This is a genomic window from Actinoplanes sp. NPDC023801 (genome assembly GCF_040639655.1).
In the GTDB taxonomy this organism is placed as follows: domain Bacteria; phylum Actinomycetota; class Actinomycetes; order Mycobacteriales; family Micromonosporaceae; genus Actinoplanes.
Window position 1 is genome coordinate 92,463 of record NZ_JBFAAI010000026.1, and the last position, 24,655, is coordinate 117,117.

Below are 24,655 nucleotides of genomic sequence, written 5' to 3' on the forward strand. Positions count from 1 at the left end.
GACCGCGCCGAGTGAGGCCGGCGGTGCGCCGAGGCGTCACCTACATTCGCGGGCTTTGCGCAGCCAGGCCTGGGCGGCGTCGGCCATCGATGCGACGGGACTGCCCTCACCCGCCTCGTCGCCGAGGCGTCGCAGCTCCGCGCACGCCTCGGCGTCACCGGACCGGGCCAGACCGGCGAGCGCCTCCAGGCGTACCCGATGATCGGGATCCTCCCTGCCCGCGGCGATGAGCTCCCTGGTCACCGGATGGTCGAACAGGTGGTCGCGGATCACCCGGAGCGCGGTTGCCCGGACGTCGGCGTCCTGGTCGCGCCCCAGGAACGCCAGCACCTCCGTGGCCGCGGCGGCGGGCAACGCGTACTGCATCTCGGCCGCGACCATCCGGCGCACCCGTGCGTCAGCGTGGCCGGCGTGGGCCACGATCTCCGGCAGCTCGCCGCCGCCGTGATATTCGGCGAAGGCACCGATCAGCTCGACCAGGACTCCGGCGTCCGGCTCGACCGGCAGGCGGATGCGCAGAGCGGCAATTGCTTCCTCCGCGCCCGGAGGTTCGTTGAACGACATCCAGTGGGCCACCGTCGCGGCGAACCTGCGCACGTCCGGATCCGGGTCGGCGAGTCGGGCCACCGCCCATCGCAGGCTCGTCGCGGTGTCGAGCCGATTGGCGACGGAGTACGTCTGCCGCTCCCAGTTGACCGACTCGGCATCCCGGTCGGTCAGTGCCCGGGCCAGCAACTCGTCCCGCGGGACCAGGATGCCGAGCGACTCCTCCAGGTAGGTCACGACGGCCAGGTGGGCGGGCGTCGCGGCGGCGCGCGCGATCCGCAACGCGGCCTCCCGGGTCTCGCGCGTCACCGGGACGGTCGCGTCCGGGAGCCACCGGCCGAGACGGGCCTCGATCACCTCGTACGCCCCTTGCCCGGCGGCCCAGAGGATCAGACCGTTGTCGTCGTGGTCCGACCCGGTCCACTGCTCGTCGAGCACTTCCCGCGCCCGTTCGCTGTACGTTCCGGCGGTCATCGGCGGCTCCGGTGCTTCAGGCCGCTGGCCCAGAACCAGCTCCTGAGGTACCCGTATTCGCCGCCGCCGTAGAGATAGCCCCACGCGTGGTGCGGGATCACGTACGGGCCCAGCTCCTCGAAGACCGCCCTGGTCTCCTTACGCCGGCCGGCCAGGGAGTAGAACAGAGCCACCCATTGGCGGAGCATCTGCGCCGTGGCCGGGTGCGGTGTGCCGGCCCGCCACTTGGCGATCAACGAGTCGATCTCCTGCTGCACCTCCGGCCCGCGGAACCAGCGCCGGGACTCGGCCAGCGCCTTGTCCGTGTTGTCGGCGCCCCAGGTGAACCCGCTGAGTGCGTACTCGTAGTGGGCGAACAGCGGAAGCAGCACGACACTGGCGCCGGCCGGCGCCGCGGCGGCCACCTCACGCGCGGTCGTGAACATCGACTCGTGCGAGCCAAACCATTTTTCGCACCGCCAGGTGACGGCGTACGAATGCAGGTCGAAGTGGAACGGGTCACGGCGCCGCCCCTCGTCGAAGATCTCGTCGAACTCCTCCGGGCCGACTCCGGTGAACATCGTCCCGAGCCGCTCCGACCACGGATTCGGGTCGGCCGGACCGGCCAGTTCCATGGCGCGGTGGCAGGCCTCGGCGGCCGCCGCGGACAGGGTGTGAAAGCCGTGGGCCTGTTGCGGGCTGGTTTTGTCGGCCGTCGCGCTTCCCCGTGCCCGGCCGGCCTGGTCGCTCAGGGTCGCGGCCAGCATCTGCACCGCGATCGGATCCTCGGGAGCCGCGGCCAGCCAGGAGTCCAGCCAGCCGCGGTCGCCGGCGGCCAGGCCGCTGAGCGAGCCGATCCGCCGGCCACGCAGTTCCCAGTCGTCGCCGGCCTCGTCGATCACGGCTCGCGCCGCGGTCCAGTCGCCTCTGCGCACGTCGCGCCGGGCGCGGGCAAGCGACCGGTCGAGGACGGCCTGATCGGCGTCGAACTCGGGCACGGGCAGCAGCGGCCCGTCGGTCAGAAGTCGGTACAGCAGCCGGATCACCGCAAGATGATAGTGCTGGCCGCCGATGTCCGTGGCCCGCGACCGTGCGTACCCGCGCCGCCGGCGTCCCGGGGCATGCCTTCATCGGGGCCTCTGCCTGTGACATCCCGCCTTCGCGCCCCTCTCGCGCCGCGTGACTATGCTGCTGCCGGCTGACGTACCGTGGCAGCTGGGAATTTGCTGGAAGCTGGGGGGTGGCGATGTCCGACGGCGCGCTGCGGTTCGGGATTCTCGGTCCGGTCCGCGCGTTCCGGGGTGCCGAGGCGGTGGATCTGGGCCCGATCCGGCAGCAGGCGGTCCTCGCCGTCCTGCTCCTCAACGCCGGCAAGCCGGTGCCGATCCAGCAGATCGTCGCCGCCCTGTGGAACGGCGACCCCCCGGAGAACGGCGTCGACGTGGTGCAGCGCTGCATCGGGGGCCTGCGCCGTGCGCTCGAACCGTCGCTGCTGGCGTTCACCGACAACGGTTACCTTCTGCGCGTCGACGAGAACTCGATCGACACCGGCATGTTCCGGGCCGCCCTGGCCCAGGCGCAGGACGAATACCGGACCGGCAACGTCCACACCGCCACCATCCAGGTACGCGGCGCGCTCGACATGTGGCAGGACGAGCCCCTCGCCGGCCTGACCGGAGCGTTCTTCCAGACCGCCCGCGAACGCCTCAACTCGGAACGCACCAGCGCCTCGTCGCTGCTGGCCGTCCCCGACCACACCATGGCCGTCAGCCGGGCGGACCGCCCCGTCTCGCCGGCACCGGCGCCCTCCCCCGCATCGCCGGCGTCGCCCCCGCCTTCGTCGTCACCCCGGCCTCCGGCTTCACCCGTGCCCGTTCCCGCAGCTTCGCCGTCACCTCCGCCGCGGCCTCCGCTTGATCCGACCCGCCGCATGCCGGTCGACCCGACCCGCCGCATGCCGGTCGAGGCCGACACCGACTATCCCGAGCCGGCCGACCCGTGGTCCGGCCATGCCCTCTTCCCGCCTGACCCGTCGGCGATGGGTTAGCGCGGCCGCGGCGCAGTCCCGGTCTCGGGCAGGCGGCGGATCAGTCGCCGGATGACGAGCAGCGGGATGACGCCGAACACGCCGAACGACATGTCCAGCAGCAGCCAGCCCCATGGCAACCCGCGGACCGGACCGGCGATCAGTGCCAGCGGGATCACCCCGGCGCAGCAGATCATGCCCCACTCGATCACCCAGACGTTGCGGACCGGGTCACGCCACGGCCCCCAGAACGCGGCGGCGATCACCAGATGGGCGAAGGCGAGCCAGTCGGTGCCGTACGCGATGAACGGATAGTCCCGGCCCGTCGCGGCAAGCCCCGCATGCACCCGATCGATCCACTCGACGAGCACGTCCGGCGCGGGCACCGCATGCAACACCTCCGCCAGCAGCCGGGTCTCGATGACCAGCGGAAAAGCGGTCAGGCCACTGACCACCAGCCCGACGACGAAGACGGCGAGCCAGACCCGGATCCGGGTGATCGTATTCATGATCGAAAACTTAGGCCCGCCCGTTCCCCCAAGGCGAGGCCGCACACACAATCTCCACGACAACCCCTCGACATCACCATCCCGGTACGGTCCCCGCACGAACCGGACCGCAGCCGCATCTGACGCCGATGTGGATGAGAAACCAGCCGTGCCGACGCTGAAGCACTGCCGGGAGGTCGCCGGACGCCTCAGGCCGGCTGTTCCTCCGCGGGTCCGGTCAGCGTCTCGATGGCGAAGTACGTCCGTCCTGCCTGCTCCGGGCCCGCCCGCGCGACCAGCTCGTCCTCGGGTTCGCCACCGGCACGCAACGCGTCGGCGTACGCCTTCGCCTCGTACAGCGACAACCTCGGCGCATGCTTGCGCAGGTGGTGCAACGCAGCCAACCGGCCGTCGCGGCCGAGGATCTCACGAACGGCGGTGAGCAGCGGATCCAGCGGCTTGATCCCCTTGACCTGCTGCCGGTAGAGCTCCTCCCAGGCCCCGGGGACGAACGTGGTCACGGGGATGTGATGGATCCGCCCGTCCTCACGATCGACGAGGTACGGTCCGTGCCCGACCAGCATCCGCCCGAAGTCCGAAGTCTTGACGTAGTCAGCGGACTGCCAGTAGACCAGCCAGCCGAAGGCGTGCTCCTCCACCTTGAACACGACCAGTTCGGGAAGCGTCGGCTGCGCCTCCCGTTCCACCGCCAGCTGAGCTTCGACCAGCTTCACGGCCCGCTCTCTCGAAATCACAAAGAACATCATCACCATCCGGTACGGTCCGCGCACGAACCGGACGGCAGCCCCCAGTATTCGACGTCGTCCCATCGCAGGTCGCCCACGCCGCCATCCTGCGACCCGCACAGCCGGCCGATCAACAGGTTTCCGGCCCGCCGGCCGTGGATCCGGCCCGGCAGACGGGCGTGGGGTAAGGCCGGCGGGCGGTGACGTCAGGCGGGTTTGCGCAGGCCGGCGAGGGCCGTGCTCCAGGAGACGACCTCGTCGAGCAGGGTGGTGAGCTGCGGGATCTGGTAGTCGCCGGGCTTGAAGACGCTGTAGTTCTCGAACTCGGTGTTGAGGGCGAGCGTGACCTGCTGGCGGACGTCGGCCATCTTGAGTTCGCCGGCGACCAGGCGCAGGTGTTCGACGGCACGGGCGCCACCGACGGAGCCGTACGAGACGAAGCCGACGGCCTTGTTGTTCCACTCGGCGAACAGGTAGTCGATGGCGTTCTTGAGCACGCCGGAGGTGCTGTGGTTGTACTCCGGGGTGACGATGACGAAGCCGTCGAAGGAGGCGATCTTGGCGGCCCACGTCTTGGTGTGCTCGTTCTGGTACTGACCCATGGACGGGGGGATCGGCTCGTCGAGGTGCGGCAGCGGGAAGTCCTTCAGGTCGACCAGCTCGTACTCGGCGTCGCTGCGCTGTTTGGCGTGGTCGAGCACCCAGGCGGCGACCTGCTCGCCGTTCCGGTTGGGGCGCGTGCTGCCGAGGATGATGCCGATGCGAATCACGGAATGCTCCAGTTCGACGATGACGATGAGCGGCACGTTACGAGCTCTTCGTTGCGCCACGAGCCGTTCCCGGATTTCGGCCACTTACGCCTCAGCCCCCGGACCTGGCTATGCATCAGGTTTATACACCGTGTGTATAGTGGCCGCATGTCAGTCAGCTTCGCCCTGCTGGGGCTCCTGGAGAACGGCCCGCGCCACGGATACGACCTGAAGCGCTCCTACGACGAGGCCTTCGGACGCGACCGGGCGCTGCATTACGGCCAGGTCTACTCGACGATGGCCCGGCTGCTGAAGAACGGGCTCGTCGAGGTCGAATCGGAGCCGGGCGACGGCCCCGACCGCAAGCGCTACGCCATCACCGACGCCGGCATCACCGACGTGGCCGAGTGGATCTCCCGGCCGGAACAGCCCGAGCCGTACCTGCAGAGCACGCTCTACACCAAGGTCGTGCTCGCGCTCATGACCGGCCGGGACGCCACCGAGGTACTCGACAGCCAGCGCGCCGAGCACCTGCGGCTGATGCGGGTGCTGACCCGGCGCAAGAACGACGGCGACCTCGCCGACGAGCTGATCTGCGACCACGCCCTGTTTCACCTGGAAGCCGACCTGCGCTGGCTGGAACTCACCGCCGCCCGCCTCGACCGGCTCGCCGCCCAGGTTCGCCCGTGACCACGACACCGAGGAATCCCATGGCTGCACGACCGCTGCTCACCGCCGACGACGTCCACCTGAGTTTCGGGGAGACCAAGGCACTGCAGGGCGCTTCGCTACATGTGTACGGAGGTGAGGTGCTCGCCCTGATGGGCCCCTCCGGCTCCGGCAAGTCGACCCTGCTGCACTGCCTCGCCGGCATCCTCACCCCCGAGTCGGGCAGCATCCGGTACGGCGACCGCGACCTGGCGAGAATGTCCGATCCGGAGCGCAGCGCGCTGCGCCGTGGCGAGTTCGGTTTCGTGTTCCAGTTCGGCCAGCTGGTTCCGGAGCTGACCTGTCAGGAGAACGTCGCCCTGCCGCTGCGCCTGGCCGGTACCGGCCGCAAGGACGCGCACCGGCAGGCCGCCGCATGGCTGGAACGGCTGGAGGTGCCCGACGTGGCCGGCAAGCGCCCGGGCCAGGTGTCCGGCGGTCAGGGCCAGCGCGTCGCGGTGGCCCGCGCCCTGGTCAGCCGCCCGAAGGTGATTTTCGCTGACGAGCCGACCGGTGCGCTCGACTCGCTCAACGGCGAACTGGTGATGAAGCTGTTCATCGCGGCCGCCAAGGAGACCGGCGCCGCTGTAGTGCTGGTCACGCACGAGGCGCGCGTCGCGGCGTACTCCGACCGGGAAGCCGTGGTCCGCGACGGCCGGGTCCGCGAACAGGAGCTGGCCCGTTGAGCCGGGGACCGGGCAAGTGGCTGTTCGAGCTGGGACTGGGCGCACGGATGAGTGTGGCCGGCGGCCGGGCCGGCTGGTTCCGGCTCGGGCTGATCGCGATCGGGGTGGGGCTGGGCGTCGCCGTGCTGCTCGGTGCGGCGACCGTGCCGGCCGCCATGTCGGCGAGCAACGCCCGCACCGGCGCCCGTGCGATCGACAACTTCGAGGAGGGGGTGTCGAAGGGCGAGGACACGCTGCTGGTCAGCCACGTCGGCACGACGTACCGGGAACACGCGTTCAGTGGTGAGATGCTGCAGGCGGAGGGTTCACGTCCGCCGCTGCCGCCCGGCGTGACACGGCTCCCGGGGCCGGGCGAGATGGTGGTCTCCCCCGCGCTGCACCGGCTGATGCGTGACCCCGGCAACGCCCTGCTGCGCGAGCGTTGGGACGCCGAGGTGATCGGTGTCATCGGCGACGAGGGCCTGTCCGGCCCGGCCGAGCTGTTCTTCTACCTGGGCACCGACACGCTCTCGGCAGACGACGGTGACATCCGGATCAGCGGGTTCGGCAACGGCACGACCGAGCGGGACGTCGTACCGATCTTCGTCCTGCTCACCCTGGTCGGCATGGTCGTACTGCTGATCCCGGTGATGGTCTTCATGGCGACCGCCGTGCGTTTCGGGGGCCAGTCGCGCGACCGGCGGCTCGCGGCCCTGCGCCTGGTCGGCGCCGACGCCGCGATGACCCGCCGGATAGCCGCCGGTGAGACCCTGGCCGGCGCGGTGCTCGGGCTGCTGATCGGCGGGCTGCTGTGGGTGGGCGAGATCCTGCTGGCCAACCGGTACGGCACCGGTGGACTCAGCTTCTACCTCGCCGACATGCGTCCGGTGCCGCTGCTGGTGGCCGCGATCGTGGTCGGTGTGCCGGTCGTGGCCGTGCTCGTGACCCTGTCGGCGATGCGCCGGGTCGTCGTCGAGCCGCTCGGCGTGACCCGGATGAGTGTCCCGATCCGTCGCCGGCTGTGGTGGCGGCTCCTCCTGCCGGTCGTCGGTCTCGTACTGCTGTGGCCGCTCTACCGGGGCATCGACGAGGAGTCGGCGAACTACGAGTTCCAGGTCGTCGCCGGCATGGCGTTCCTGCTGGTCGGCATCTCGCTGCTGCTGCCGTGGCTGGTCGAGGCGGTGGTCCGGCGGCTCGGTGGCGGCAGCCCGGCGTGGGAGCTCGCGGTACGGCGCCTGCAGTTCGACAGCGGCACCGCGATCCGCTCGGTGTCCGGTATCGCCGTCTCGGTCGCCGGGGTGCTCGCCATGCAGGGCATCGTCACGGGGATCGAATCGCTCTACAACAGGGAGGGGACCACTTCGTCCGTACGATATGGGGTGGAGATCCTTCCCGGGACGGACGTTCCGGAACGGACGTGGGCTGCCGCGCTCGACACCACCGCCGGTGTCCGGGAGCACCAGTCCCTCACGATCGTGCGGAGCGGCGACGACGCCACCCTGCGGATCGGCTCCTGCCGGGTGCTGGAGCAGCTCGCCGCAGTGGGCACGTGCCGGGACGGCGACGTGTTCGCCCTCGACGGCGCCACCGCCGGTACGACGTATTCGCTGGGCGAGCCGGGAGCGTCCTGGACCTCGCCGGCGACCACCCGCACCGTCGCCGGCAAGTCGGACGTCCCCGCCTCCGGTGCGACGCTGCTGGTCACTCCCGCCGCCATCGAAGGGGTGAAGGTCAAGCCGGACAACACGTACTTCTATGTCGACCTCGACCCCGGCGACTCGCTGGCGATCGAGCATCTGCGCAACACCGCCATCGGACTCGACCTGCAGGCCTACCTGTACTCGTACACGAACGACACCGTCCGCGACGCCCTCGCCGGCATGCGCGACGCCCTGCTCGCCGGCTCCGTGGCACTGCTGTTCCTGATCGGCGCCAGCATGATCGTCAACGTCGCCGAGCAGCTGCGGGAACGCCGGAAGGTGCTGGCCGTCCTCGTCGCCTTCGGGACCCGCCGCCGGACCCTGAGCGGGTCGGTGCTGTATCAGGTGGCCATTCCGGTCGCGCTGGGCATGGTCCTGGCTGTCACGGTCGGAACCGTCCTCGCCACGATCCTCATGGTGGCCGTCGACGCACCGCTGACCGTCGACTGGTTCGGCATCGGCACCACCTCCGGGATCGCCGCCCTCGTGGTCCTCGGCACCACGGCGGCCGGGCTGCCCGCCCTGTGGCGGCTCACCCGGCCGGGCAACCTGCGCAACGAATGAGCCACCGGCCGATGGGCTAGTTTGTTGCGGTGAGTCTCCTTGATGACGTGGGTGCCCGTGACGGCTGGCGATGCTGGGTGTGCGACGAGCCGGTCGACGCCGACATGTCGGTGAACGACCCTCGCGGCCCCAGCGTCGACAGCCGCACCGCGGACCGGAAAGCCAAGATCACCGAGCGGCTCGCCCACCGCGCCTGCAACACCCGCAAGGGCGCCGTCAAGGTCGTCATCGCCTGGCCGGAGCGGCTGAACGTGGTGGAACCGGCACCGCTGATCACCGTCGCCGAACGGCTCGAACGCAAGGGAGGCCGTGAGCTGGTCGCCCGATGCCCGAGCCGGCGCGACGCGCAGGAGGCGGCCGACTGGCTCGTCGACCGCTTCTCCCGGCTGGTGCCGGGCCTGCCGGTGACCGCGAGCGTCGACACCGGCGGCGGCCAGTTCCTGGTTGCGCTCTCCACCGGCCGCCGCTGAGGTTCAGCCCGCCGGCCGCGGCGGGTGGCGGCGTATCCTTCGCCCGTGGGGCTGCGGTTCGATACTCGCGAGTCCGATTCGCCGTGGGTCGACATCGTCTGGACGTGCACCAGCGAGCAGGTCACCGCGATGACATCGGTCGCGGGGGCGCGCTGGGGACTGGTGTTCTGGGAGCAGGGCGGCCGGGCCCATGCGGCTGTCACCGGGCCCGAGACCCGGACCAGCACCGCGCCGGTGCCGGAGGGCGCGACCTTCACCGGTATCGAATTCGCCGTGGGGACGTCGCTGCGGATCGTCGCCACACCTTCGCTGGTCGACGGCGGGGTCGAGCTTCCGGGCACCACGAGCCGGACCTTCCGGCTGGACGGGACGCGCTGGGCCACACCGGGTCCCGATGACGCCGAGGCCCTGGTCGGCAGTCTCGTGCGGGCCGGGATCGTGGTGCGGGACCCGCTCGTCGCCGACGTGCTGCGAGGACATCTCCCGGACGTCTCCGGGCGCACCGTCGAGCGCCGGTTCCGGGCCGCCACCGGACTGACCCGAGGGGCGGTCCGGCAGATCGAGCGGGCCCGGACGGCGGCGGAACTGCTGGCCGGCGGGGATCCGGCCGCCGATGTCGTCGCCAAGCTCGACTACTTCGACGAGCCGCACCTGGCCCGCGCGCTGCGCTCCTACGTGGGGCGCACCGCCGGGCAGTTGCGTGACGGGGCCGGCGGTGCGATCGCCCTCGATCTGTGATCAGCGCTTGACGTCGTACACCAGCTTGAGGATGCCGTTCTTGTAGCTTTCCGACTCGCGCAGCGCCAGCATGTACTTGTCCCGGTCGGCCCGGCCGAACAGGCTCTTGCCGGCACCGAGCAGCACCGGGAAGACCAGCAGGTTGTACCGGTCGATCAGTCCGGCGTCGGACAGCCGCCGGGCCAGTTCGGCGCTGCCGTGGATGAAGATCGCGCCGCCCTCGGTCTCCTTGAGCACGGCGACGTCCTCGGTGGAGCGCAGGATCGTGATCGGCCCCCACCCGTCGACGAGCGCGTCGTCGGACAGGCTGCTCGACACCACGTACTTGGGCAGGTCCCTGTAGCCCGCGTGGTCCTCCGACCCGGGCCAGAACGGCGCGAACGCCTCGTAGCTGCGGCGGCCGAACATCAGCGCCGTCGTGTCGGCGAGCTCCTCGCCCTTCAACGACCAGGCCTCCGGTACGAACTCCAGGTCCTGGAACACCCATCCCCCGCCGCGGTGCCCCTCCTGCGGGCCGCCGGGCGAGTCCACGACGCCGTCGAGCGACATGAAACCGGTGTAGACCAGGTCACGCATGATGCTTTCTCCTCCGACTGGGGCGAGGCTGCCGGTGAAAACGTTAGATCACCTCGCTCCCGACGTCTTGGACGGAAACGACATGAGCACGATGAGGATGTCGTGGTCTCCCGGCCGCCATTGGCCCGCGTCGGTCAGCCGGTCGATGAGCTGCCGGATCTGCGCGCAGGTGATGGTGGGGACGTCCGCGCCGGGCGGCAGCCGGACCGCGTCGAGCAGGGCGGTCCACGAGCTGCGGCCGGTCTCCAGGGCGGCGACGATCGAGTAGGGCCGGCCGGGGATCATCCGGTGTTCGTCCTTGCCGCGTCCGTAGGTGTGGCAAAACGAGCGCCGTCTGACCTCGGCCCAGAACAGCGCGAGGCGCCGGTGGTTGCGGGAGCGGTTGCTTTCTCCTGGCGGTGGCGCGGGTTCGGGCGGCCACCTTCCGGCTGGCCTTTGACGTCTCTACCTGGTGACCCGGTCACTGGACCCGACCGGCAAAGGCCGGGAAGACGCCGGAAACACCGTTAGCGAGAAAGTCCCTCCCGCGGCTGTTTGGACTCCTCAAAATGCGGTCGGACACCTGACTCGCATGTTTGCTCGCCGGCAGGTTCCATGCCACCCTCAGTGGTGGGCCGTGTCCTATGACGCGGCCCTCCACTGAGTGCTTGCATCTTCTGATCAGGAGATGCGCCACCGTTGCGTGGGCAGAGTGTTGCATTCCCATTGGCGCACCTCGGCGCCGTTGGCTGTTCCCCAGTTGTAGTCGTCCAGGCACATGTGGTTGAAGTGTCTGTTCATGATCCAGGAGAAGCCACTGCCCGCGTCGACGATCCGCCACAGTTGGGCGTCGTTGCCGTTACAGGTCCACTGGCGGACTTCGGCGCCGTTAGCGGTACCGAAGTTGTAGTTGTCGAGACACTTGCCGCTGTGCCGGTTGACGATGGTGGACCAGCCTCCGGCGGCGGGCCTGATGTCCCACTGCTGGACGGCGGAACCATTGCAGGCCCACTGCCGGACTTCGGCGCCGTCGTTGGTCGCCCAGTTGTAGTCGTCGAGGCACAGGTTGCTGTGCTGGTTGCGGATCGTCCGCGTTTGCGCCGGCGGGGCGGCGGTGGTGTAGCCGGCAGCCACGATGTTGGCCTGCACGGCGTTCTCGGTGGCAGCCGACGGGTAACCGGCCGTCATCGCCCCCTCGTACCATGTGCCGGCACCCCAGGGACTGTTGTCGCCCCCGATGCCGAGGCCGATGGCGCCTTCCTTTCTCATCGGGTTGTAATTGGCGTCGGGACGTGGGCCTTCGTAGATGTTGAGCAGCGAGCCGCTGTTGGCGTTGCCGCCGCGGATGGCCCACTGATTGCCCGAGTTGCCTTTGACGATCGCCGTCAGGAAGCGGTGGCTGAGTGAGGGATTCGTCGTGTTGGTGCCACGGTTGCGGCCGGAGAAGATACCCATTTCCAGGTCGGCCATGATCCATGGACCTGATCCGCCGCCGGCACCCCACCCGCCCCCGAGCCCGAAGTAGATCGTTTCCATGGCGCCGAGGTTGGTGACGGTGACGCTCGGCTCCATGTTGCCGTAGTCGAAGCAACAGCCGTTGTTGTAGTGCGTGCCGTCCAGGACGGAGTAGATGCCTTCCGGCTGGTCACCGACCGGGATCCCGTTCGTCGCGTTGTCCCGGTAGCCCGTCCCTGGAGTGATCATGATGCCGTACGCCTTTTGGCCACCGACCGTGACCGGCGCAGCCGTCGCTGTCGCCAGTCGGTCCCAGCCGCCCGGTTCCGGTCCGGCGAAGGCGCCGCCGGGGGCCTGCGTGAGGTGGTTCCCGCGCGGCGACTGGTCGTAGATGACGGTGATGAGGCACGTCGTGTTCACGCAGAACGCGTCCTGCGCGCCGGCGTTCGCCACTCCGCCGGCGGTCAGAGCCGAGATGTCGCGTAGGGCGTTGTCCGACAGGCGCCGGACCTGGTAGAGCCGGCCTGTATAGGCACCGTAAAGGGCGCGAGTGGTGGAATGCGCCGCGACGCAGGGTGTACCGCCGCTTGCGTAGATGTCACACGGCATGACAGGCGCCGCGTGCGCGGTACCGCTACCACTCGGCACCATGACGATCGTGGCTACCAAGCCGGCGACTGCCAGCATGATTGTGCGCGGCATTCGAGCGGGACTTCTCTTCGACAGCATGTTCTTCCCTTCCGGTGTCCTCCATCGGAACGGCACGGATCGCCACCCGATCAGAAGTTCCATGTGCGCTGGGCGCGTCATTTCTTCGAACGTCACCAGGGGTGCGAGGATCAGGTCGCGTGTTTTTACGGCTGCGGCAGGGCGGTGCCTTCGGCATTGATGCCGCACCTCGGCGCCGCGGGCGACGATTGCGTTGCAACCTTCCAGGAACAGTCGCGGTGTCTGTTGCTGATGGTTCCGCCAGCCGACGCCGGAGTGCTCGGCTCGGTGCCGGGGCTGGCGGACAGCGCGTCGATGTCCATGTTGCCGTAGGTGTCTTTCAGCAGCGCCAGAGGTTCGGCGTGGGCGACCGAGTTCCAGGGCAGCCACAGGCTGACTCCGCCGTATCGCAGGTCGGACAGGCCGATGGCCTCCTCGAGCAGGCCGTCGCGGGCGTAGCCGAGGGGGTTACCCGGATATTGGGTGGTGAGTTTGGCTTCGTTGGCCAGTAGCCGTGCGTACTGCAGGTAGTGCGTGTCGTTCGTGGCGCGGTACAGGCGATAGAAGTCGTAGAGGCTCGCGGAGTGCCAGGTGTCCATGGCCGAGTGTCCGGTGGCGATGAGGCTCTGACCGCGGATCCCGTACTTTGCGTAGGCAGCCCGGCTGGAGGCCACCGGGTAGTTCCATGCGTACGCCCAGGTTTCGGCGAAGTCGCCGGCTCGTTGGGCCGCTTGCAGCCAGCGGGCGTCGCGGGTGTGGTCGTACAGCGAGAGGAACGCCCGCAGGGCGAGGGAAGGGGCTTCCTTGTCGGTCACATTGTTGTTGTCAGGGGTGCCGCCGACATAGGCCGACGGCAGGTGGACGTTCTGCCAGGCGAATTCGCCGGCACGCAGGGCGGCCGCGCGGTATCGGGTGTCGCCGGTGTAGGCAGTCAGTTCCATCAGGAAGGGAACGGCGTTGTGCGTGTTGTATTTGGCCTGGTTGTCCGGTGCCGTTCCGGCGAGGTTGTAGGAGCGGTAGTACGAGCCGTCCGGGTTCTGGTGGGTGACGAGCCAGTCGCCGAAGCGTCGGGCGTAGTTCTCCCATGCGGGGACGGGTGCGCCGCGGTCGCGCATCAGGCGGCAGGCTTTGAGGATGCCTTCCATGCCGTCGGTGGCGATGCGCAGGTAGGTGGGGTAGAAGCTGCGCCATCCCGGCGGGTTGACGTCGTACCAGGTTCTCGGCAGGCCTGACGTTGCTGAGGAGTTGTTCGCCCAGAAGTCGAGGATCTGCCGGCCCTTGGTGACGTTGTCCGGGCGGGTGTTGAGGTAGCCGTCGCGAAGCATCAGGTACGCCGCGGGGATCTGCTGTCCGACGAAGCCCATCTGGTAGCTGACTTCTGTGACCGTCCCGTGAGGCAGATTGACGCTGAACGGCAGCCCTGGCGCCCCGCCCCATGTCGAGGTGTAGGACGCCAGCACGTCCATCGACGAGCGGTAGATCTGCTCGACCGGCACCTTGGTGATCTGAAGGTTCTGTATGTTCCAGTGGTAGCGCCACGCGTCGCGTGCGGCGGCGGCGAAGTCCGCGGTCCGGCCGGTACGAATACCGAACTCGTAGTGCTGGGTGTATCCGGCGGTCACCGGGTTGCTCCGGCGTACCCACGCAGCACCGCGGTTGACGTAGTTCTTCTCGCCCTCCATTCCGGGATAGACGATGGCCAGCTTGGTGGCGGGGACGCGTTGCGCGCCGAGAGCAGCGTAGGTGATACCACCGTTGACCAGCCACGCGGCGGATCCCTCGTCGACCGGCGACGCCGGCCGCGGATTCTGGTGCGTCAGGCTCACGTCGAGGCCACTGCCGGGATCGTGCATCATGACGAACGGCAGGGGCATCCGCATCTCGCGGAAGTACAGATAGTTGTCGTTGAGGTTGCTGGCCAGCGCACCGGCCGGCACGTTGCGGTTGCGGTCGTACCACACGCCGGGCGCCAGGAACTGGTAGTCCTGCAACGGTCGCGGGTTTGCGGCACCGATCGTGAACCGGGAATTGAACCCCTGGTCCGCGGCGGACGCGGTCACGACCGTCACCGTCCGGCTCGCGGAGAAGCCGCCGCCTTGGGCAACGCGGTAACTGTCCCGGATCCGGAACACACTCCCGCCGGGGGTACGCACGTCCCCCGTGCCGACCAACTCGCCGCCCTGCAGGCCCACCGTGGTGTACCGGCCGTTGACGTCGACCGGGTTCGTGCCGCTCTTGATGATCAACTGCAGCGGCAGCGGCTCCGCCAGAACAGCTGCCTTTGTTGTCGCGTCGCGGACGACGACCGGCTGGCCGGTGGCGCCGGAGTTGAGGACGATCTCGTAACCGCCGGACCGCAGCAGATCGCCATCGGCTGCCGCGGCCAGCGGCACCGGCGCTGCGGCCAGCACGATCGCCGCGCCGCCGGTAACAACTGTCAGTCGTCGTAGGCGCTTCCTTCTGGTCGTGATCGTGTCCATGGTTCGGCTTCCTTCCACGTCACGACGGGGCGGTTGACCACGTCGCGCGTCGTTCGGGGATGCACGCCGGGTTCGATCTGTCGCGCGAAGCGACGGCTGGGGTGGACCCGGCGTGTCGAGGAGGATGTGCCGGGCAGCAGGGGCGACGGCGCGGTGTCGCGGGGACCGCTGCCCCTGCTGTGAGCTACCGGGCGGGTGTCAGGAGATGGCCCACTGCTGGGCGTTGTTGTTGGTGCAGGTCCATTGGCGTACCTCTGAGCCGTTGGCGGTGCCGAAGTTGTAGTTGTCCAGGCAGAGTCCGCTGTGGCGGTTGACTATCGTGGAGAAGCCGTTGCCCAGCGGGTTGACCCGCCAGTGCTGTGCGGCCAGACCGTTGCAGGTCCACTGCTGCACAGAGGCGCCGGCCGTGGTGCCCCAGTTCGTGTTGTCCAGGCACAGGCCGCTGTGGCGGTTGGCGATCTGGGAGTAGCCGCCGCCGGCGTCGGTGACCTCCCAGTCCTGTACGGGCAGCTCTGAGCAGGTCCACTGCCGGACCTCAGCACCGGGGGTCGTCACGAAGTTGTAGTCGTCGAGGCACAGGTTGCTGTGCCGGTTACGGATCTCCTTGGCCGGCGGCAGTGTGCCGTTCTCCCCTGAGGGAGCCTGCAGCACCGTCGTGGTGGAGACCGGAACTCCCAGGTTGGGGGTGCCGTCTGCGTTCCACGAGATCTTCTGCACCCGGGTCATGCGGGTCGTGCCGCAGCCCTGACTCGCTGAAGCGTTCGCGTGATAGGCGATCCAGGTCTCGGTGCCGTCGGGCGAGGAGAAGAACGAATGGTGACCCGGTCCGAAGACGTCGGCGGCATCGTTGCGCTGGAAGATCGGGTTCGGGAACTTGAACCAGGAGGCCGCGTTCAAGGGATCACCGCCGCGGTACTCGAGCATGCCGAGCTTATAGTTCGGTCCGTTGCAGTGACTGGCGGAGTACGTCAGGAACGTCCGGCCGTTGCGCTGCAGCAGGAAGCCGCCCTCGTTGACCGCGCCGTCCTGGCGCTCCCAGCCGAGCGTCGGAGTGGAGACCCGGACACCGAACCCGCCGGCAGTCCAAGGGTTCGACATGGGGGCCAGGTACAGCGACTGCAGACCGTCCGGGGCGAATGCCGAGAAGGTCATGTACAGGCCGTTGTTGAGCCGCACCAGGGCGGCATCGATGGCCCAGCCGTTGTTCGGCATCAGATTGACAATGCCCCGGTTGGTGTACGGGCCGAGCGGGTCGCTACCTGCGCTTTCCGCGACATGGGTACGCCGGGCGGCACCGAAGCCCTCCACGGAGTAGTACAGGTACCAGCGGTTGTTGACCATCTCCAGGTGCGGCGCCCACATCGTGTCACCGCCGGTACGAACCACGACTTGTTCCGGGGCGCTGCGCAGCCCGGCGATTGTCGCGGAACGGCGCATCACCACGTCGGACGACCACGTCGTCGCGACGTAGTAGTAGAAGCCGTTGTGGTGGACGAGGGTTGGGTCACCACTGTTCGGCGAGCCCACCACGGGATTGGTGAACGCCGGCCCGGCTGCTGACGCCGGGCTCTGCAGACCGACCAGGGCCACTGAAAGCACGACGGCACCTGTCAGGAACGCCGACCACAGTCGTCGCGTCGCTCGCCGCCAACCTTGGAGAGACATGAACACTCCTCAACTGCTCTGATGCGGCTCCGTGGAACCACATGCACCACTGACTGCGGACTCGGAGCCGGGCCCGCGGGGGCCTTACGGCGGATGTGCCGGACGCTTCTTCCACGTGGAGGCACCGTTGCCACGGCACTGCGGAATGACCTGGTGGCGCCTCGGTGGCCGGCTCCCCCACATCTGCATGGCGTGGCGGCCACCTCACTGCCGGAGGCGATTTCTATGTCGTCCGTGTTACGGCCAAGCCATTCACATGTTCACGCTCACATCCATGATTGTCAACACGTTGGCGCAGCTTCGACTCCGCACTGACGCCGGAGGAGCCTGACTTCGGCGCTTTTAGGCACGTCAGACGCACCTTCCGCGAATCCACTGCGGGATCATGGGCAGTCAGATACCACCGGACGACCACTTCATCGCTACGGTCGAACCCATTGAAGTTATCGCTAACAAAGAAGGGCACACTGATGGAGGCGCCGCTTGCAGTCGGGCCGGCATCTTCGCGGGCCGGTCCGACAGCGCATGGTCCCGCCGCCATCCCTCGCCGAAGCATCGGCATCCGACTCGGGTGGGGCTGCGTGCCACCGAGGGCCCCGTACGGTCAGGTGCCGCCGATCCGACCGCCACTCGATTGGCTTCTACATCGATGTACAAGTCAGGATCTACATCGATGTAGGAACTGTCAACGGCGTTCCGCAACAACCCGGTAACGTCCATGACCTGCCAGTGACAACCGAGGGAGCACGATGGCCACCATGCGCGACGTTGCCGCACGCGCAGGGGTGTCGATCAAGACGGTGTCCAACGTGCTCAACGACTACCCGTACATCAAGGAGTCGACCCGCACGAAGGTCCTGACAGCGATCGATCAACTCGGCTACCGGATGAACATCTCCGCCAGGAATCTCAGGGCCGGCCGCACCGGCATCATCGCCCTCGTCGTTCCCGAACTGAGCCTGCCTTACTTCGCGCAGTTGTCCGACGCCATCATCGAAGCCGCCGCCACCAAGGGCTGGACGGTGATCGTCGAACAGACGGGCGGCGTACGGGAACGCGAACTCGATATGCTGTCCGGAGCACGACGCCACCTCGTCGACGGCGTGATCTTCTCACCCCTTGCGCTCGGACCAGGCGAAACCGACCACCTCCACGTCGATTTCCCTCTGGTCCTGCTCGGCGAGCGAATGTCGAACGGCCCGGTCGACCACGTGACCATCAGCAACGTGGAAGCGGCACGGGCAGCCACCCAGCACTTGCTCGACCTCGGCCGGCATCGCATCGCCGCCATCGGAGCCAACGGGGTCGCCGGAGCCGCGACAACCCGGTTCGACGGCTACCTGGCCGCCGTCGAGTCCGCGGGTCTCGAGAGAGACGACACCTTGATTCCCATGGTCGGACTGTCGTGGCACCGGACCGCGGGTGCAGAGGCGATGCAAGAACTCCTCGACTCCAGCACCCCGATCGATGCGGTCTTCGGTTTCAACGACACTCTCGCCCTGGGCGCCATGCACGTGCTACTTCGCAGCGGCCGGCGCATCCCCGAGGACGTCGCCGTGATCGGCTTCGACAACATCGAGGAAACCAGGTTCTCCATGCCACCCTTGTCGTCCGTGGAACCCGGCCAGAAGCAGATCGCCCGCACCGCGGTGGACCTGTTGGCTGAGAGGATCGGCGGCGGCGGACCCGAGGAATACCGCGAGATATACGCCGACTTCACGATTGAGATACGGGAATCGACGATCGGTGGACGAGAAAACGCATGACGGATCTGCCAGGCGCTCCAGTTCTCCCTTCGAAAGATCCTCCCTGAACTGCGCAACGGTATAGCTGGGTCGTGGGCGCAGAAGGCCTGGACTAGTGACTGAGGCGGGCCCGGTGTGGGCGTCGTCGTCGCCAGCGTGACGGCCACCAGACGCGTTTGGGTTGGTGGCGGGTTGACGGCTTTCCCCATATCCGGATCCCCGGTGCCCCGGCGCACCTCTCGGCTTCTGGCAGCGCGTCGCCGCCCCGAGATCCGCCGAACGACGCTGGGTACCGCACCAGCCCCCGCATCAGGCACCTGGCCCAGTCGGTGGCGAAGCCACCGTACGACCGGGGTGACTTGATGCAGAAGCCGACGACCTAACGGGCCAAGGGCTCGGTGAAGTCGAGGTCGGTACGCGTGCCCTTCACGGTCGAGATCAATCTCAAGAACTCCATGATCACCTTGAGGGCTTCACCCGCTTCATCCGCCTCCACAAAGGCCACTCAAACCACGAAAACCCTGCTCAGTGCCCCGCGGCGCGAGAACGCAATATCGAGCCGGGGATCTACCTGCCGGGCAGATTCGGGGTGCGTATCGAGGACATCGTGACGGTCGCCGGAACCGGCGGCCGCCGCCTCAACAACAGCAGCCGCCGTCTGCGGATCGTCGCGTGAACCAGCCCTTCACCCACTTCAGCGAGCCTCGGCACCCTGGCGGCGGGCTGCCGGCCCTGTGGTGAACTACGCCCACCGGCGAGCCACCAGTCACCCACGCGAGAGGGCCCGGCCCGCAATGTGGTGACTTACCCGCCGACGAGCCGTAAGTCACCGCATGCGCGCACGCCCGCGACGAGCCGTAAGTCACCACATGCGCGCACGCACGCGGCGAGCCGCAAGTCACCACATGCGCGCACGCCCGCGGCGAGCCGCAAGTCACCACGTGCATGGAGGGGTGCTGTTCGGGGCGGATGGCATGCCTCTTGAGAGACGCCGCCGGTGAGCGGGTGGCGTCACCAGGTCATCCTGTGCGCTCCTGCAGTTTCTCCCGTTCCAGCTGAGCGAGTTCGGCCGCCGCCGATTCGTCGCGGGTCAGGTTCTCGCCGGTCCGCGGGTCGAACAGGTGCATCCGCCGGGTGTCGGCCCAGAACTGTCCCTCCTGGTTCTCCCGCAACCGGCTCATCGCGTCGATCTTGACGACCAGCTGGGTACGCAGGGCCTCGCTGTCGAGTTCGGCGGCCAGCTCGGCGAGCTGCTTGGTGACCTCCTCGTCGGCCTCGAACGGGATGTACGCGTACTGCGCGTCCCCCAGCCATTCGGTGACGTCGACCCGGGCCCGGAACTGCGCACCGCGTTCCCGCTTCACCGGGTCGAGCAGGCCGGCGTCCTCGAAGTGGTCCGGCCGCAAGCCCGCGAGCAGCAGCTGCCCGTCGGTGACCTTCCCGGCCGCCGCGGCGGGCACGTCGATCTCCATGAACGGCAGCTTCAGCCGGTCGCCGGCCACCACCGCGGGCAGGAAGTTCATCGGCGGCGATCCGATGAACCCGGCCACGAACATGTTGACCGGCTGTTCGTACAGCTCCCTCGGGGAGGCGACCTGCTGCAGGAAGCCGCGGCGCAGCACCGCGACCCGGTCGCCGAGGGTCATCGCCTCGGTCTGGTCGTGCGTGACGTAGACGGTCGTGGTGCCGAGGCGGCGCTGCATGCGGGAGATCTCGGTACGCATCTGCCCGCGCAGTTTGGCGTCGAGGTTCGACAGCGGTTCGTCGAACAGGAACGCGTTGACGCTGCGCACGATGGCCCGGCCCATCGCGACCCGCTGGCGCTGGCCGCCGGAGAGGTTCGCGGGTTTGCGGTCCAGGTGCTCGTTGAGCTCGAGCATGTTCGCCGCGTCCTGCACGCGCCGGCGTACCTCGTCCTCGGCGATGCCTTTCTGCAGCCGCAGCGGGAAGGCGATGTTCTCGAAGACGGTCAGGTGCGGGTAGAGCGCGTAGTTCTGGAACACCATGGACAGGTTGCGATCGCGCGGCGCCTTCTCGTTGACCCGGTCGCCGCCGATCACCATGTCGCCGGAGGTGATGTCCTCGAGACCGACGATCATGCGCAGCAGTGTCGACTTGCCGCAGCCGGACGGCCCGACCAGGATCATGAACTCGCCGTCGGCGATGTCGAGGCTGACGTCGTTCACTGCTTTGAAGCCGTCGCCGTACTCCTTGACGATGTTGCGCATCTCGATGGCTGCCATGGGAGTTCCTTTCAGCCTTTGACGGCGCCGTTGGTCAGACCGGCCACGATCTTGCGTTGGAACAGGAGCACGAGGACGACCACCGGGATGGTGACCACCACGGCGGCGGCCGCGATCGGCGCGGTCGGCTGCGAGAACTGCGAGGCGCCCTGGAAGAACGCCAGCGCGGCCGGCACCGGGCGGGCCGCCTCGCTGGAGGTCAGCGTGATACCGAAGACGAAGTCGTTCCAGACCGCGAAGAACGTCAGGATCGCCGCGGTGAACACGCCCGGTGCGGCCAGCGGCACGATCACCCGGCGGAACGCCTGCCACGCGGTCGCGCCGTCGACCTGCGCGGCCTGCTCCATCTCCCACGGGATCTCCCGGAAGAAGGCGGCCAGGACGTAGACGGCCAGCGGCAGCGAGTACGACAGGTACGGGATGATCAGCCCGAGCCAGGTGTCGTAGAGCCCGATGGTCCGCCACAGGTTGAACAGCGGCGTGGCGATCGCGATGACCGGGAAGACCGTGATGGCCAGGGCCACCCCGAGCACCAGGCGTTTGCCGGGGAAGTTCAACCGCGAGATGGCGTACGCGGCGAGCGTCGCCAGGATCACCGAGATCGTGGTGGCGATCAGCGCCATCCCGACCGAGTTGCGCAGTGCCGTGGTGAACAGGTCGGACGCGAAGACCGTACGATAGTTCTCCCAGCTCCAGACGGTCGGCAGGAACGAGTTGTTGGTGATGTCGTCGCCCTCCTTGAACGACAGCGACACGATCCACAGCACCGGGATGATCGCGTACGCGATGATCAGGACGGCGCCGACGATCCAGAACACCTGTGTCCGGCGGCTGGCCTTCATCAGCGCTCACCCCTCTGCTGCGACAGGTCGGTCTTGAAGACCTTCACGAACATCACGGCGATGAGTACGACCAGAATCGCCAGGATCACGCTGACCGCGGACCCGAGCCCGACCATGACCCGGCTGATCGTCTGCCGGTAGGCGAGGAAGGACAGGGTCTCGGTGCCCTGCGCCCCGGCGGTCATGATGAAGATGCTGTCGAAGATCCGGAAGGCGTCGAGGGTACGGAACAGCAGCGCCACCATGATCGCGGCCTTCATGTTCGGCAGGATCACCCGTTTCACCCGCTGCCACGCCGTGGCGCCGTCGACCTTGGCGGCTTCCAGGTAGTCGTCGGGAATCTGCGCCAGCCCGGCGAGCAGCAACAGCGACATGAACGGCGTGGTCTTCCAGATCTCGGCGACGCAGACCGTGAACAGCGCCGACCAGGTGCCGCCGAACCAGTCGAAGTCGCCGAGACCGAACAGGCCGTTGACGAAGCCGTAGGTGTTGCTGAACGCGTACGCCCAGGCGTAGGCGGAGACCACCGTGATGATCCCGTACGGCACGAGGATCGCGGTCCGCAGAGCCGTGCGCAGGTAGAGCGCCCGATGCATGACCATGGCCAGTCCGAAGCCGAGCACCAGTTCGGCGGCCACGGTGACCACGGTGATGAACGAGGTGATGCCGAACTGCTGCCAGAACAGTCCGTCGCCGAGGATGGTGACGTAGTTGCCGAGGGCCACGAACTCGCGGCCCCCGGGATCGGTCAGGCGGTAGTCGAACAGCGACAGCCAGACGGCGTTGAGGATCGGGTATCCGGTGACCGCGACCATCACGATGAACGCCGGCCCGGCCAGCAACCAGCCCAGGTTGCGTTCGTGCCGGGCGCGGTCGGTCAGGCGGAGCCGGCGTGGGCGGCGGGCGGTCGCGGGCTCGCGCGGCGGCGCTTCGACAGTGCTCACGGCCGCTCCTAGATCAGTCTCTTGTTGGACAGGACGTCTTCGAGCAGATCGTTGGACTCTCGCGGCGTGTTCTCGGGGGAGAGTGCGTCCGGCGGGTGGAACGCGGTCTGGATCGAGCCGGTGACGTCGCCGTAGTACGGGCTGACGGGCCGGGGCGTGGCCGCGTCGAGTCCCTCGCGGATCTGGTCGGCCATCGGGAACATCTCGCGGATCCCGGGATCGTCGAAGACCGAGGCGAGGGCGGCCGGGTTGCCAGCCTTCTTCATGAACTCCGTCTGGCTCTTTTCCGAGGCGAGGCAGCGGATCGCCTCGACGGCCAGGTCCTGCCGGCCGCTGAACGCGCTGATCGACAGTCCGAGTCCACCGGACGGGGCGGCACTCTCGGTGCCGGCGTCGACCCGCGGGTAGGCGGCCCAGCCGACGTCGTCCTTGAAGTCCGCCGGGAGTGAGCCCTCCTCGATGGAGGTGTCGAAGGCGGCCCACACGTACGGCCAGTTGACCATGAAACCGCCGTCGGGGGCCTGGAACGCGGCCCGGGAGTCCTCCTCGCCGGCGGTGCTGAATCCGGCGGGAGCGGCCGGTGAGACGGCGAGGTCGTGCATGATCCGGGCGGCGGCCGCCCCGGCCTCGGTGTCCAGTCCGCCCTTGACCTCGTCGGCCGGAAGGTTCTCGGAGCCGGGCTGGAGGATGGAGCCGCCGGCCGAGGAGACCAGCGCGTTGACCCACACCATCAGGCTCTCGTTGCGGCGCCCCTGCGCGGCCACGGTCACCCCGGCCCGGGATGCCCCCTCGATCAGCTGGTTCCAGGTGACCGGGCCAGCCGACGGGTCCACCCCGGCCTTCTGCAGGACCGACTTGCGGTACCAGAGCAGCTGGGTGTTGCCGTAGAGCGGCGCCGACCAGAGGGTGTCGCGGAACGTGGACTGCACCAGCGGGCCTTCAAGCACGCCGTTGGAGAACTCCTGCCGTTCCGCGGCGGTGAACGCCCGGAGGAACCCGGCGTTGGCGAACTCGGCCATGAACGGCGGGTCGACGCTGACGATGTCCATCGAACGGTCCTCGGCGGCGAGCCGCCGCAGGAGTTGCTCGCGCCCGCCGGCCGCGGTGTTCGGCAGGCGCTGGATGTTGAACGTGTACGCCCCGCCCGATTCGGCCGAGCAACGGGTGGCCACGTCCTCCTGGGCGGCGTCGGCGATGTAGTAGGTCAGCGTGGTCGATCCGCCGTCATCGCCTCCGCATCCGGACAGGATCGAGGCGACCAGGATGAGTGCGGAGCCGCAGGCCCACCGGCGTGGCTTGTTTTCCAGCACCATGCTGTCCCTTCGTCGATGAAGGTGCATCTGGAACCGCTTGCGGATCTCAGCCTCGATGTGACCTGCATCTCACGTCAAGAGTCACTATGTGCACACTGTCCTATGTGATCTCCCCGGAGACGTCGCGGCTGGCCGGTGGCGTCACCGGCCAGATTTCTTCCAGCGGCTGCCGGCCCGGCGCCCAGGGGCACCCGGCACCAGCCGGATTACCCGCGGGCACTCGGCAGACAGCGGGGTGATCCACGGGCCGGAGCCCCCCACCCGTGGGTCACCCCGCCCCGTTGTCCAGCCATCGCACGAGAACCCCGGCCGGATTGAGCTGCCGGACCGCCACCTCCTCCAACCTGACCAGCAGCTCACCGGGATCGGTACCGCAGACGACCAGGAACACCTCGTCGGCAACGGTGCCCTCCCGGCGCAGCCGGATCAGGGCGGCGACCATGCTCTGGAACGCCCGCGTACGGTCCGGCTCCTGGGACAGGATCCGCCGCGCGTCCTCGAAACAGTCCGCGACGTCGTCGGGCCACTCGGTCGGCTGGTACAGCTCGGCGAGGTCCCGGCACTCCAGGAACTCCCGGGTGCACGCCGCCGCCGACAGCGACATCAGATCGTCGTCGGTGCACAACGCGAACCCCGCCAGATGCTCCCCGGGCCGCCCGTCGATGATCACGGCCAGGGCCTGCCGGGCCGCGTCAGCGACAGCCTCCGCCAACCGATCGTCAGCCACCATGCCCACTCCCCCGCGCGTGATCGGCAAGCCCGTTCCACTGTCGCCCATGATCCGCGAGATGGGGCGGCCCGGCCGGTTCTCGTCGTCGTCATGGCGTTCGAACGCACCGCCACCAGCCGGTC

General features: G+C 68.4%; 22 protein-coding genes and 2 pseudogenes. 8 read left to right on the forward strand and 16 right to left on the reverse strand.

Features of this window, described 5'->3' with window-relative positions:
* Positions 1-36: 36 nt before the first annotated feature.
* Together AB0G04_RS33905 and AB0G04_RS33910 are read right to left on the reverse strand one after the other, a co-directional pair.
* Positions 37-1,020, reverse strand: a complete 984-nt coding sequence (locus AB0G04_RS33905) for a HEAT repeat domain-containing protein (RefSeq protein ID WP_360991309.1) — start codon at positions 1,018-1,020, stop codon at positions 37-39.
* A complete protein-coding gene (locus AB0G04_RS33910) occupies positions 1,017-2,045 on the reverse strand; it encodes a hypothetical protein (protein WP_360991312.1) in 1,029 nt (342 codons plus the stop codon). Before AB0G04_RS33910 ends, AB0G04_RS33905 begins: the two co-directional genes overlap by 4 nt.
* A 200-nt stretch (positions 2,046-2,245) precedes the next feature.
* On the opposite strand from AB0G04_RS33910, the gene AB0G04_RS33915 reads away from it, so the two are divergent.
* Positions 2,246-3,046: a BTAD domain-containing putative transcriptional regulator gene (locus tag AB0G04_RS33915; RefSeq protein ID WP_360991382.1), complete on the forward strand. Its 801-nt coding sequence runs from the start codon at positions 2,246-2,248 to the stop codon at positions 3,044-3,046.
* On the opposite strand, the gene AB0G04_RS33920 is transcribed toward AB0G04_RS33915, so the two are convergent.
* The 3 genes from AB0G04_RS33920 to AB0G04_RS33930 form a co-directional block, all read right to left on the reverse strand.
* Positions 3,043-3,534, reverse strand: a complete 492-nt coding sequence (locus AB0G04_RS33920) for a hypothetical protein (protein ID WP_360991315.1) — start codon at positions 3,532-3,534, stop codon at positions 3,043-3,045. The genes AB0G04_RS33915 and AB0G04_RS33920 overlap by 4 nt on opposite strands.
* Positions 3,535-3,722: 188 nt before the next feature.
* Positions 3,723-4,247 carry a YrhB domain-containing protein gene (locus AB0G04_RS33925; protein ID WP_360991318.1) on the reverse strand — a complete coding sequence of 175 codons (525 nt, stop codon included), beginning with the start codon at positions 4,245-4,247 and terminating at the stop codon, positions 3,723-3,725.
* 218 nt (positions 4,248-4,465) lie between these two features.
* Positions 4,466-5,029 carry an NAD(P)H-dependent oxidoreductase gene (locus AB0G04_RS33930; RefSeq protein WP_360991385.1) on the reverse strand — a complete coding sequence of 188 codons (564 nt, stop codon included), beginning with the start codon at positions 5,027-5,029 and terminating at the stop codon, positions 4,466-4,468.
* Between the two features lie 147 nt (positions 5,030-5,176).
* On the opposite strand from AB0G04_RS33930, the gene AB0G04_RS33935 reads away from it, so the two are divergent.
* The 5 genes from AB0G04_RS33935 to AB0G04_RS33955 are packed head-to-tail and all read left to right on the forward strand — an operon-like array spanning position 5,177 to position 9,853.
* Positions 5,177-5,698, forward strand: a complete 522-nt coding sequence (locus AB0G04_RS33935; protein WP_360991320.1) for a PadR family transcriptional regulator — start codon at positions 5,177-5,179, stop codon at positions 5,696-5,698.
* A gap of 20 nt (positions 5,699-5,718) precedes the next feature.
* A complete protein-coding gene (locus tag AB0G04_RS33940; protein WP_360991322.1) occupies positions 5,719-6,402 on the forward strand; it encodes an ABC transporter ATP-binding protein in 684 nt (227 codons plus the stop codon).
* Positions 6,399-8,645 carry an ABC transporter permease gene (locus AB0G04_RS33945; RefSeq protein ID WP_360991325.1) on the forward strand — a complete coding sequence of 749 codons (2,247 nt, stop codon included), beginning with the start codon at positions 6,399-6,401 and terminating at the stop codon, positions 8,643-8,645. Before AB0G04_RS33940 ends, AB0G04_RS33945 begins: the two co-directional genes overlap by 4 nt.
* A 29-nt stretch (positions 8,646-8,674) precedes the next feature.
* Positions 8,675-9,115 (forward strand): hypothetical protein, encoded by a 441-nt coding sequence (locus AB0G04_RS33950; RefSeq protein ID WP_360991328.1) that lies wholly within the window; start codon positions 8,675-8,677, stop codon positions 9,113-9,115.
* A gap of 45 nt (positions 9,116-9,160) precedes the next feature.
* Complete coding sequence (locus AB0G04_RS33955; RefSeq protein WP_360991329.1) at positions 9,161-9,853, forward strand: helix-turn-helix domain-containing protein; 693 nt, start codon at positions 9,161-9,163, stop codon at positions 9,851-9,853.
* On the opposite strand, the gene AB0G04_RS33960 is transcribed toward AB0G04_RS33955, so the two are convergent.
* The 5 genes and pseudogenes from AB0G04_RS33960 to AB0G04_RS33980 form a co-directional block, all read right to left on the reverse strand.
* The gene (locus AB0G04_RS33960) at positions 9,854-10,429 is read right to left on the reverse strand and encodes a dihydrofolate reductase family protein (protein ID WP_360991331.1); all 576 of its coding nucleotides are present in this window, start codon (positions 10,427-10,429) and stop codon (positions 9,854-9,856) included.
* 84 nt (positions 10,430-10,513) lie between these two features.
* Positions 10,514-10,759: pseudogene (locus tag AB0G04_RS33965) on the reverse strand (transposase); the annotation flags it as partial.
* A 330-nt stretch (positions 10,760-11,089) separates the two neighbouring features.
* A complete protein-coding gene (locus tag AB0G04_RS33970; protein WP_360991334.1) occupies positions 11,090-12,688 on the reverse strand; it encodes an arabinofuranosidase catalytic domain-containing protein in 1,599 nt (532 codons plus the stop codon).
* Positions 12,689-12,717: 29 nt separating this feature from the next.
* The gene (locus tag AB0G04_RS33975) at positions 12,718-15,051 is read right to left on the reverse strand and encodes a hypothetical protein (protein ID WP_360991337.1); all 2,334 of its coding nucleotides are present in this window, start codon (positions 15,049-15,051) and stop codon (positions 12,718-12,720) included.
* A gap of 198 nt (positions 15,052-15,249) precedes the next feature.
* Entirely contained in the window at positions 15,250-16,650 is a 1,401-nt protein-coding gene (locus tag AB0G04_RS33980) for a family 43 glycosylhydrolase (protein ID WP_360991340.1), read from the reverse strand.
* Between the two features lie 824 nt (positions 16,651-17,474).
* Between AB0G04_RS33980 and AB0G04_RS33985 the strand changes: the two genes are divergently transcribed.
* On the forward strand, positions 17,475-18,482 hold the full coding sequence (locus tag AB0G04_RS33985) for a LacI family DNA-binding transcriptional regulator (RefSeq protein ID WP_360991343.1): 1,008 nt from the start codon (positions 17,475-17,477) through the stop codon (positions 18,480-18,482).
* A gap of 358 nt (positions 18,483-18,840) precedes the next feature.
* Here the strand turns inward: AB0G04_RS33985 and AB0G04_RS33990 are convergent, their stop codons facing one another.
* Positions 18,841-18,966 carry a hypothetical protein gene (locus tag AB0G04_RS33990; RefSeq protein WP_360991345.1) on the reverse strand — a complete coding sequence of 42 codons (126 nt, stop codon included), beginning with the start codon at positions 18,964-18,966 and terminating at the stop codon, positions 18,841-18,843.
* 45 nt (positions 18,967-19,011) lie between these two features.
* Here AB0G04_RS33990 and AB0G04_RS33995 point away from each other — a divergent pair.
* Positions 19,012-19,137 (forward strand): annotated as a pseudogene (locus tag AB0G04_RS33995) (peptidase M24 family protein); the annotation flags it as partial.
* Between the two features lie 343 nt (positions 19,138-19,480).
* Here AB0G04_RS33995 and ugpC read toward each other — a convergent pair.
* From ugpC to AB0G04_RS34020, 5 genes are all read right to left on the reverse strand, one after another.
* On the reverse strand, positions 19,481-20,704 hold the full coding sequence (ugpC, locus tag AB0G04_RS34000; protein WP_360991348.1) for a sn-glycerol-3-phosphate ABC transporter ATP-binding protein UgpC: 1,224 nt from the start codon (positions 20,702-20,704) through the stop codon (positions 19,481-19,483).
* 11 nt (positions 20,705-20,715) lie between these two features.
* Positions 20,716-21,546, reverse strand: coding sequence for a carbohydrate ABC transporter permease (locus AB0G04_RS34005; protein ID WP_360991350.1), 831 nt, complete (start codon positions 21,544-21,546; stop codon positions 20,716-20,718).
* Entirely contained in the window at positions 21,546-22,490 is a 945-nt protein-coding gene (locus tag AB0G04_RS34010; RefSeq protein ID WP_360991353.1) for a sugar ABC transporter permease, read from the reverse strand. The genes AB0G04_RS34005 and AB0G04_RS34010 overlap by 1 nt, the downstream gene beginning before the upstream one ends.
* An 8-nt stretch (positions 22,491-22,498) precedes the next feature.
* Positions 22,499-23,803 (reverse strand): extracellular solute-binding protein, encoded by a 1,305-nt coding sequence (locus AB0G04_RS34015; protein WP_360991356.1) that lies wholly within the window; start codon positions 23,801-23,803, stop codon positions 22,499-22,501.
* Between the two features lie 268 nt (positions 23,804-24,071).
* A complete protein-coding gene (locus tag AB0G04_RS34020; protein WP_360991359.1) occupies positions 24,072-24,533 on the reverse strand; it encodes a DUF4303 domain-containing protein in 462 nt (153 codons plus the stop codon).
* Positions 24,534-24,655 lie beyond the last annotated feature (122 nt).

Excerpts from the sequence above, each read along its gene's own strand:
- AB0G04_RS33905 (WP_360991309.1), bottom strand. The coding sequence starts at position 1,020 with ATGACCGCCGGAACGTACAGCGAACGGGCGCGGGAAGTGCTCGACGAG.
- AB0G04_RS33915 (WP_360991382.1), top strand. The coding sequence starts at position 2,246 with ATGTCCGACGGCGCGCTGCGGTTCGGGATTCTCGGTCCGGTCCGCGCG.
- AB0G04_RS33920 (WP_360991315.1), bottom strand. The coding sequence starts at position 3,534 with ATGAATACGATCACCCGGATCCGGGTCTGGCTCGCCGTCTTCGTCGTC.
- AB0G04_RS33935 (WP_360991320.1), top strand. The coding sequence starts at position 5,177 with ATGTCAGTCAGCTTCGCCCTGCTGGGGCTCCTGGAGAACGGCCCGCGC.
- AB0G04_RS33940 (WP_360991322.1), top strand. The coding sequence starts at position 5,719 with ATGGCTGCACGACCGCTGCTCACCGCCGACGACGTCCACCTGAGTTTC.
- AB0G04_RS33960 (WP_360991331.1), bottom strand. The coding sequence starts at position 10,429 with ATGCGTGACCTGGTCTACACCGGTTTCATGTCGCTCGACGGCGTCGTG.
- AB0G04_RS33975 (WP_360991337.1), bottom strand. The coding sequence starts at position 15,051 with ATGGACACGATCACGACCAGAAGGAAGCGCCTACGACGACTGACAGTT.
- AB0G04_RS33985 (WP_360991343.1), top strand. The coding sequence starts at position 17,475 with ATGCGCGACGTTGCCGCACGCGCAGGGGTGTCGATCAAGACGGTGTCC.
- ugpC (WP_360991348.1), bottom strand. The coding sequence starts at position 20,704 with ATGGCAGCCATCGAGATGCGCAACATCGTCAAGGAGTACGGCGACGGC.
- AB0G04_RS34005 (WP_360991350.1), bottom strand. The coding sequence starts at position 21,546 with ATGAAGGCCAGCCGCCGGACACAGGTGTTCTGGATCGTCGGCGCCGTC.
- AB0G04_RS34015 (WP_360991356.1), bottom strand. The coding sequence starts at position 23,803 with ATGGTGCTGGAAAACAAGCCACGCCGGTGGGCCTGCGGCTCCGCACTC.
- AB0G04_RS34020 (WP_360991359.1), bottom strand. The coding sequence starts at position 24,533 with ATGGTGGCTGACGATCGGTTGGCGGAGGCTGTCGCTGACGCGGCCCGG.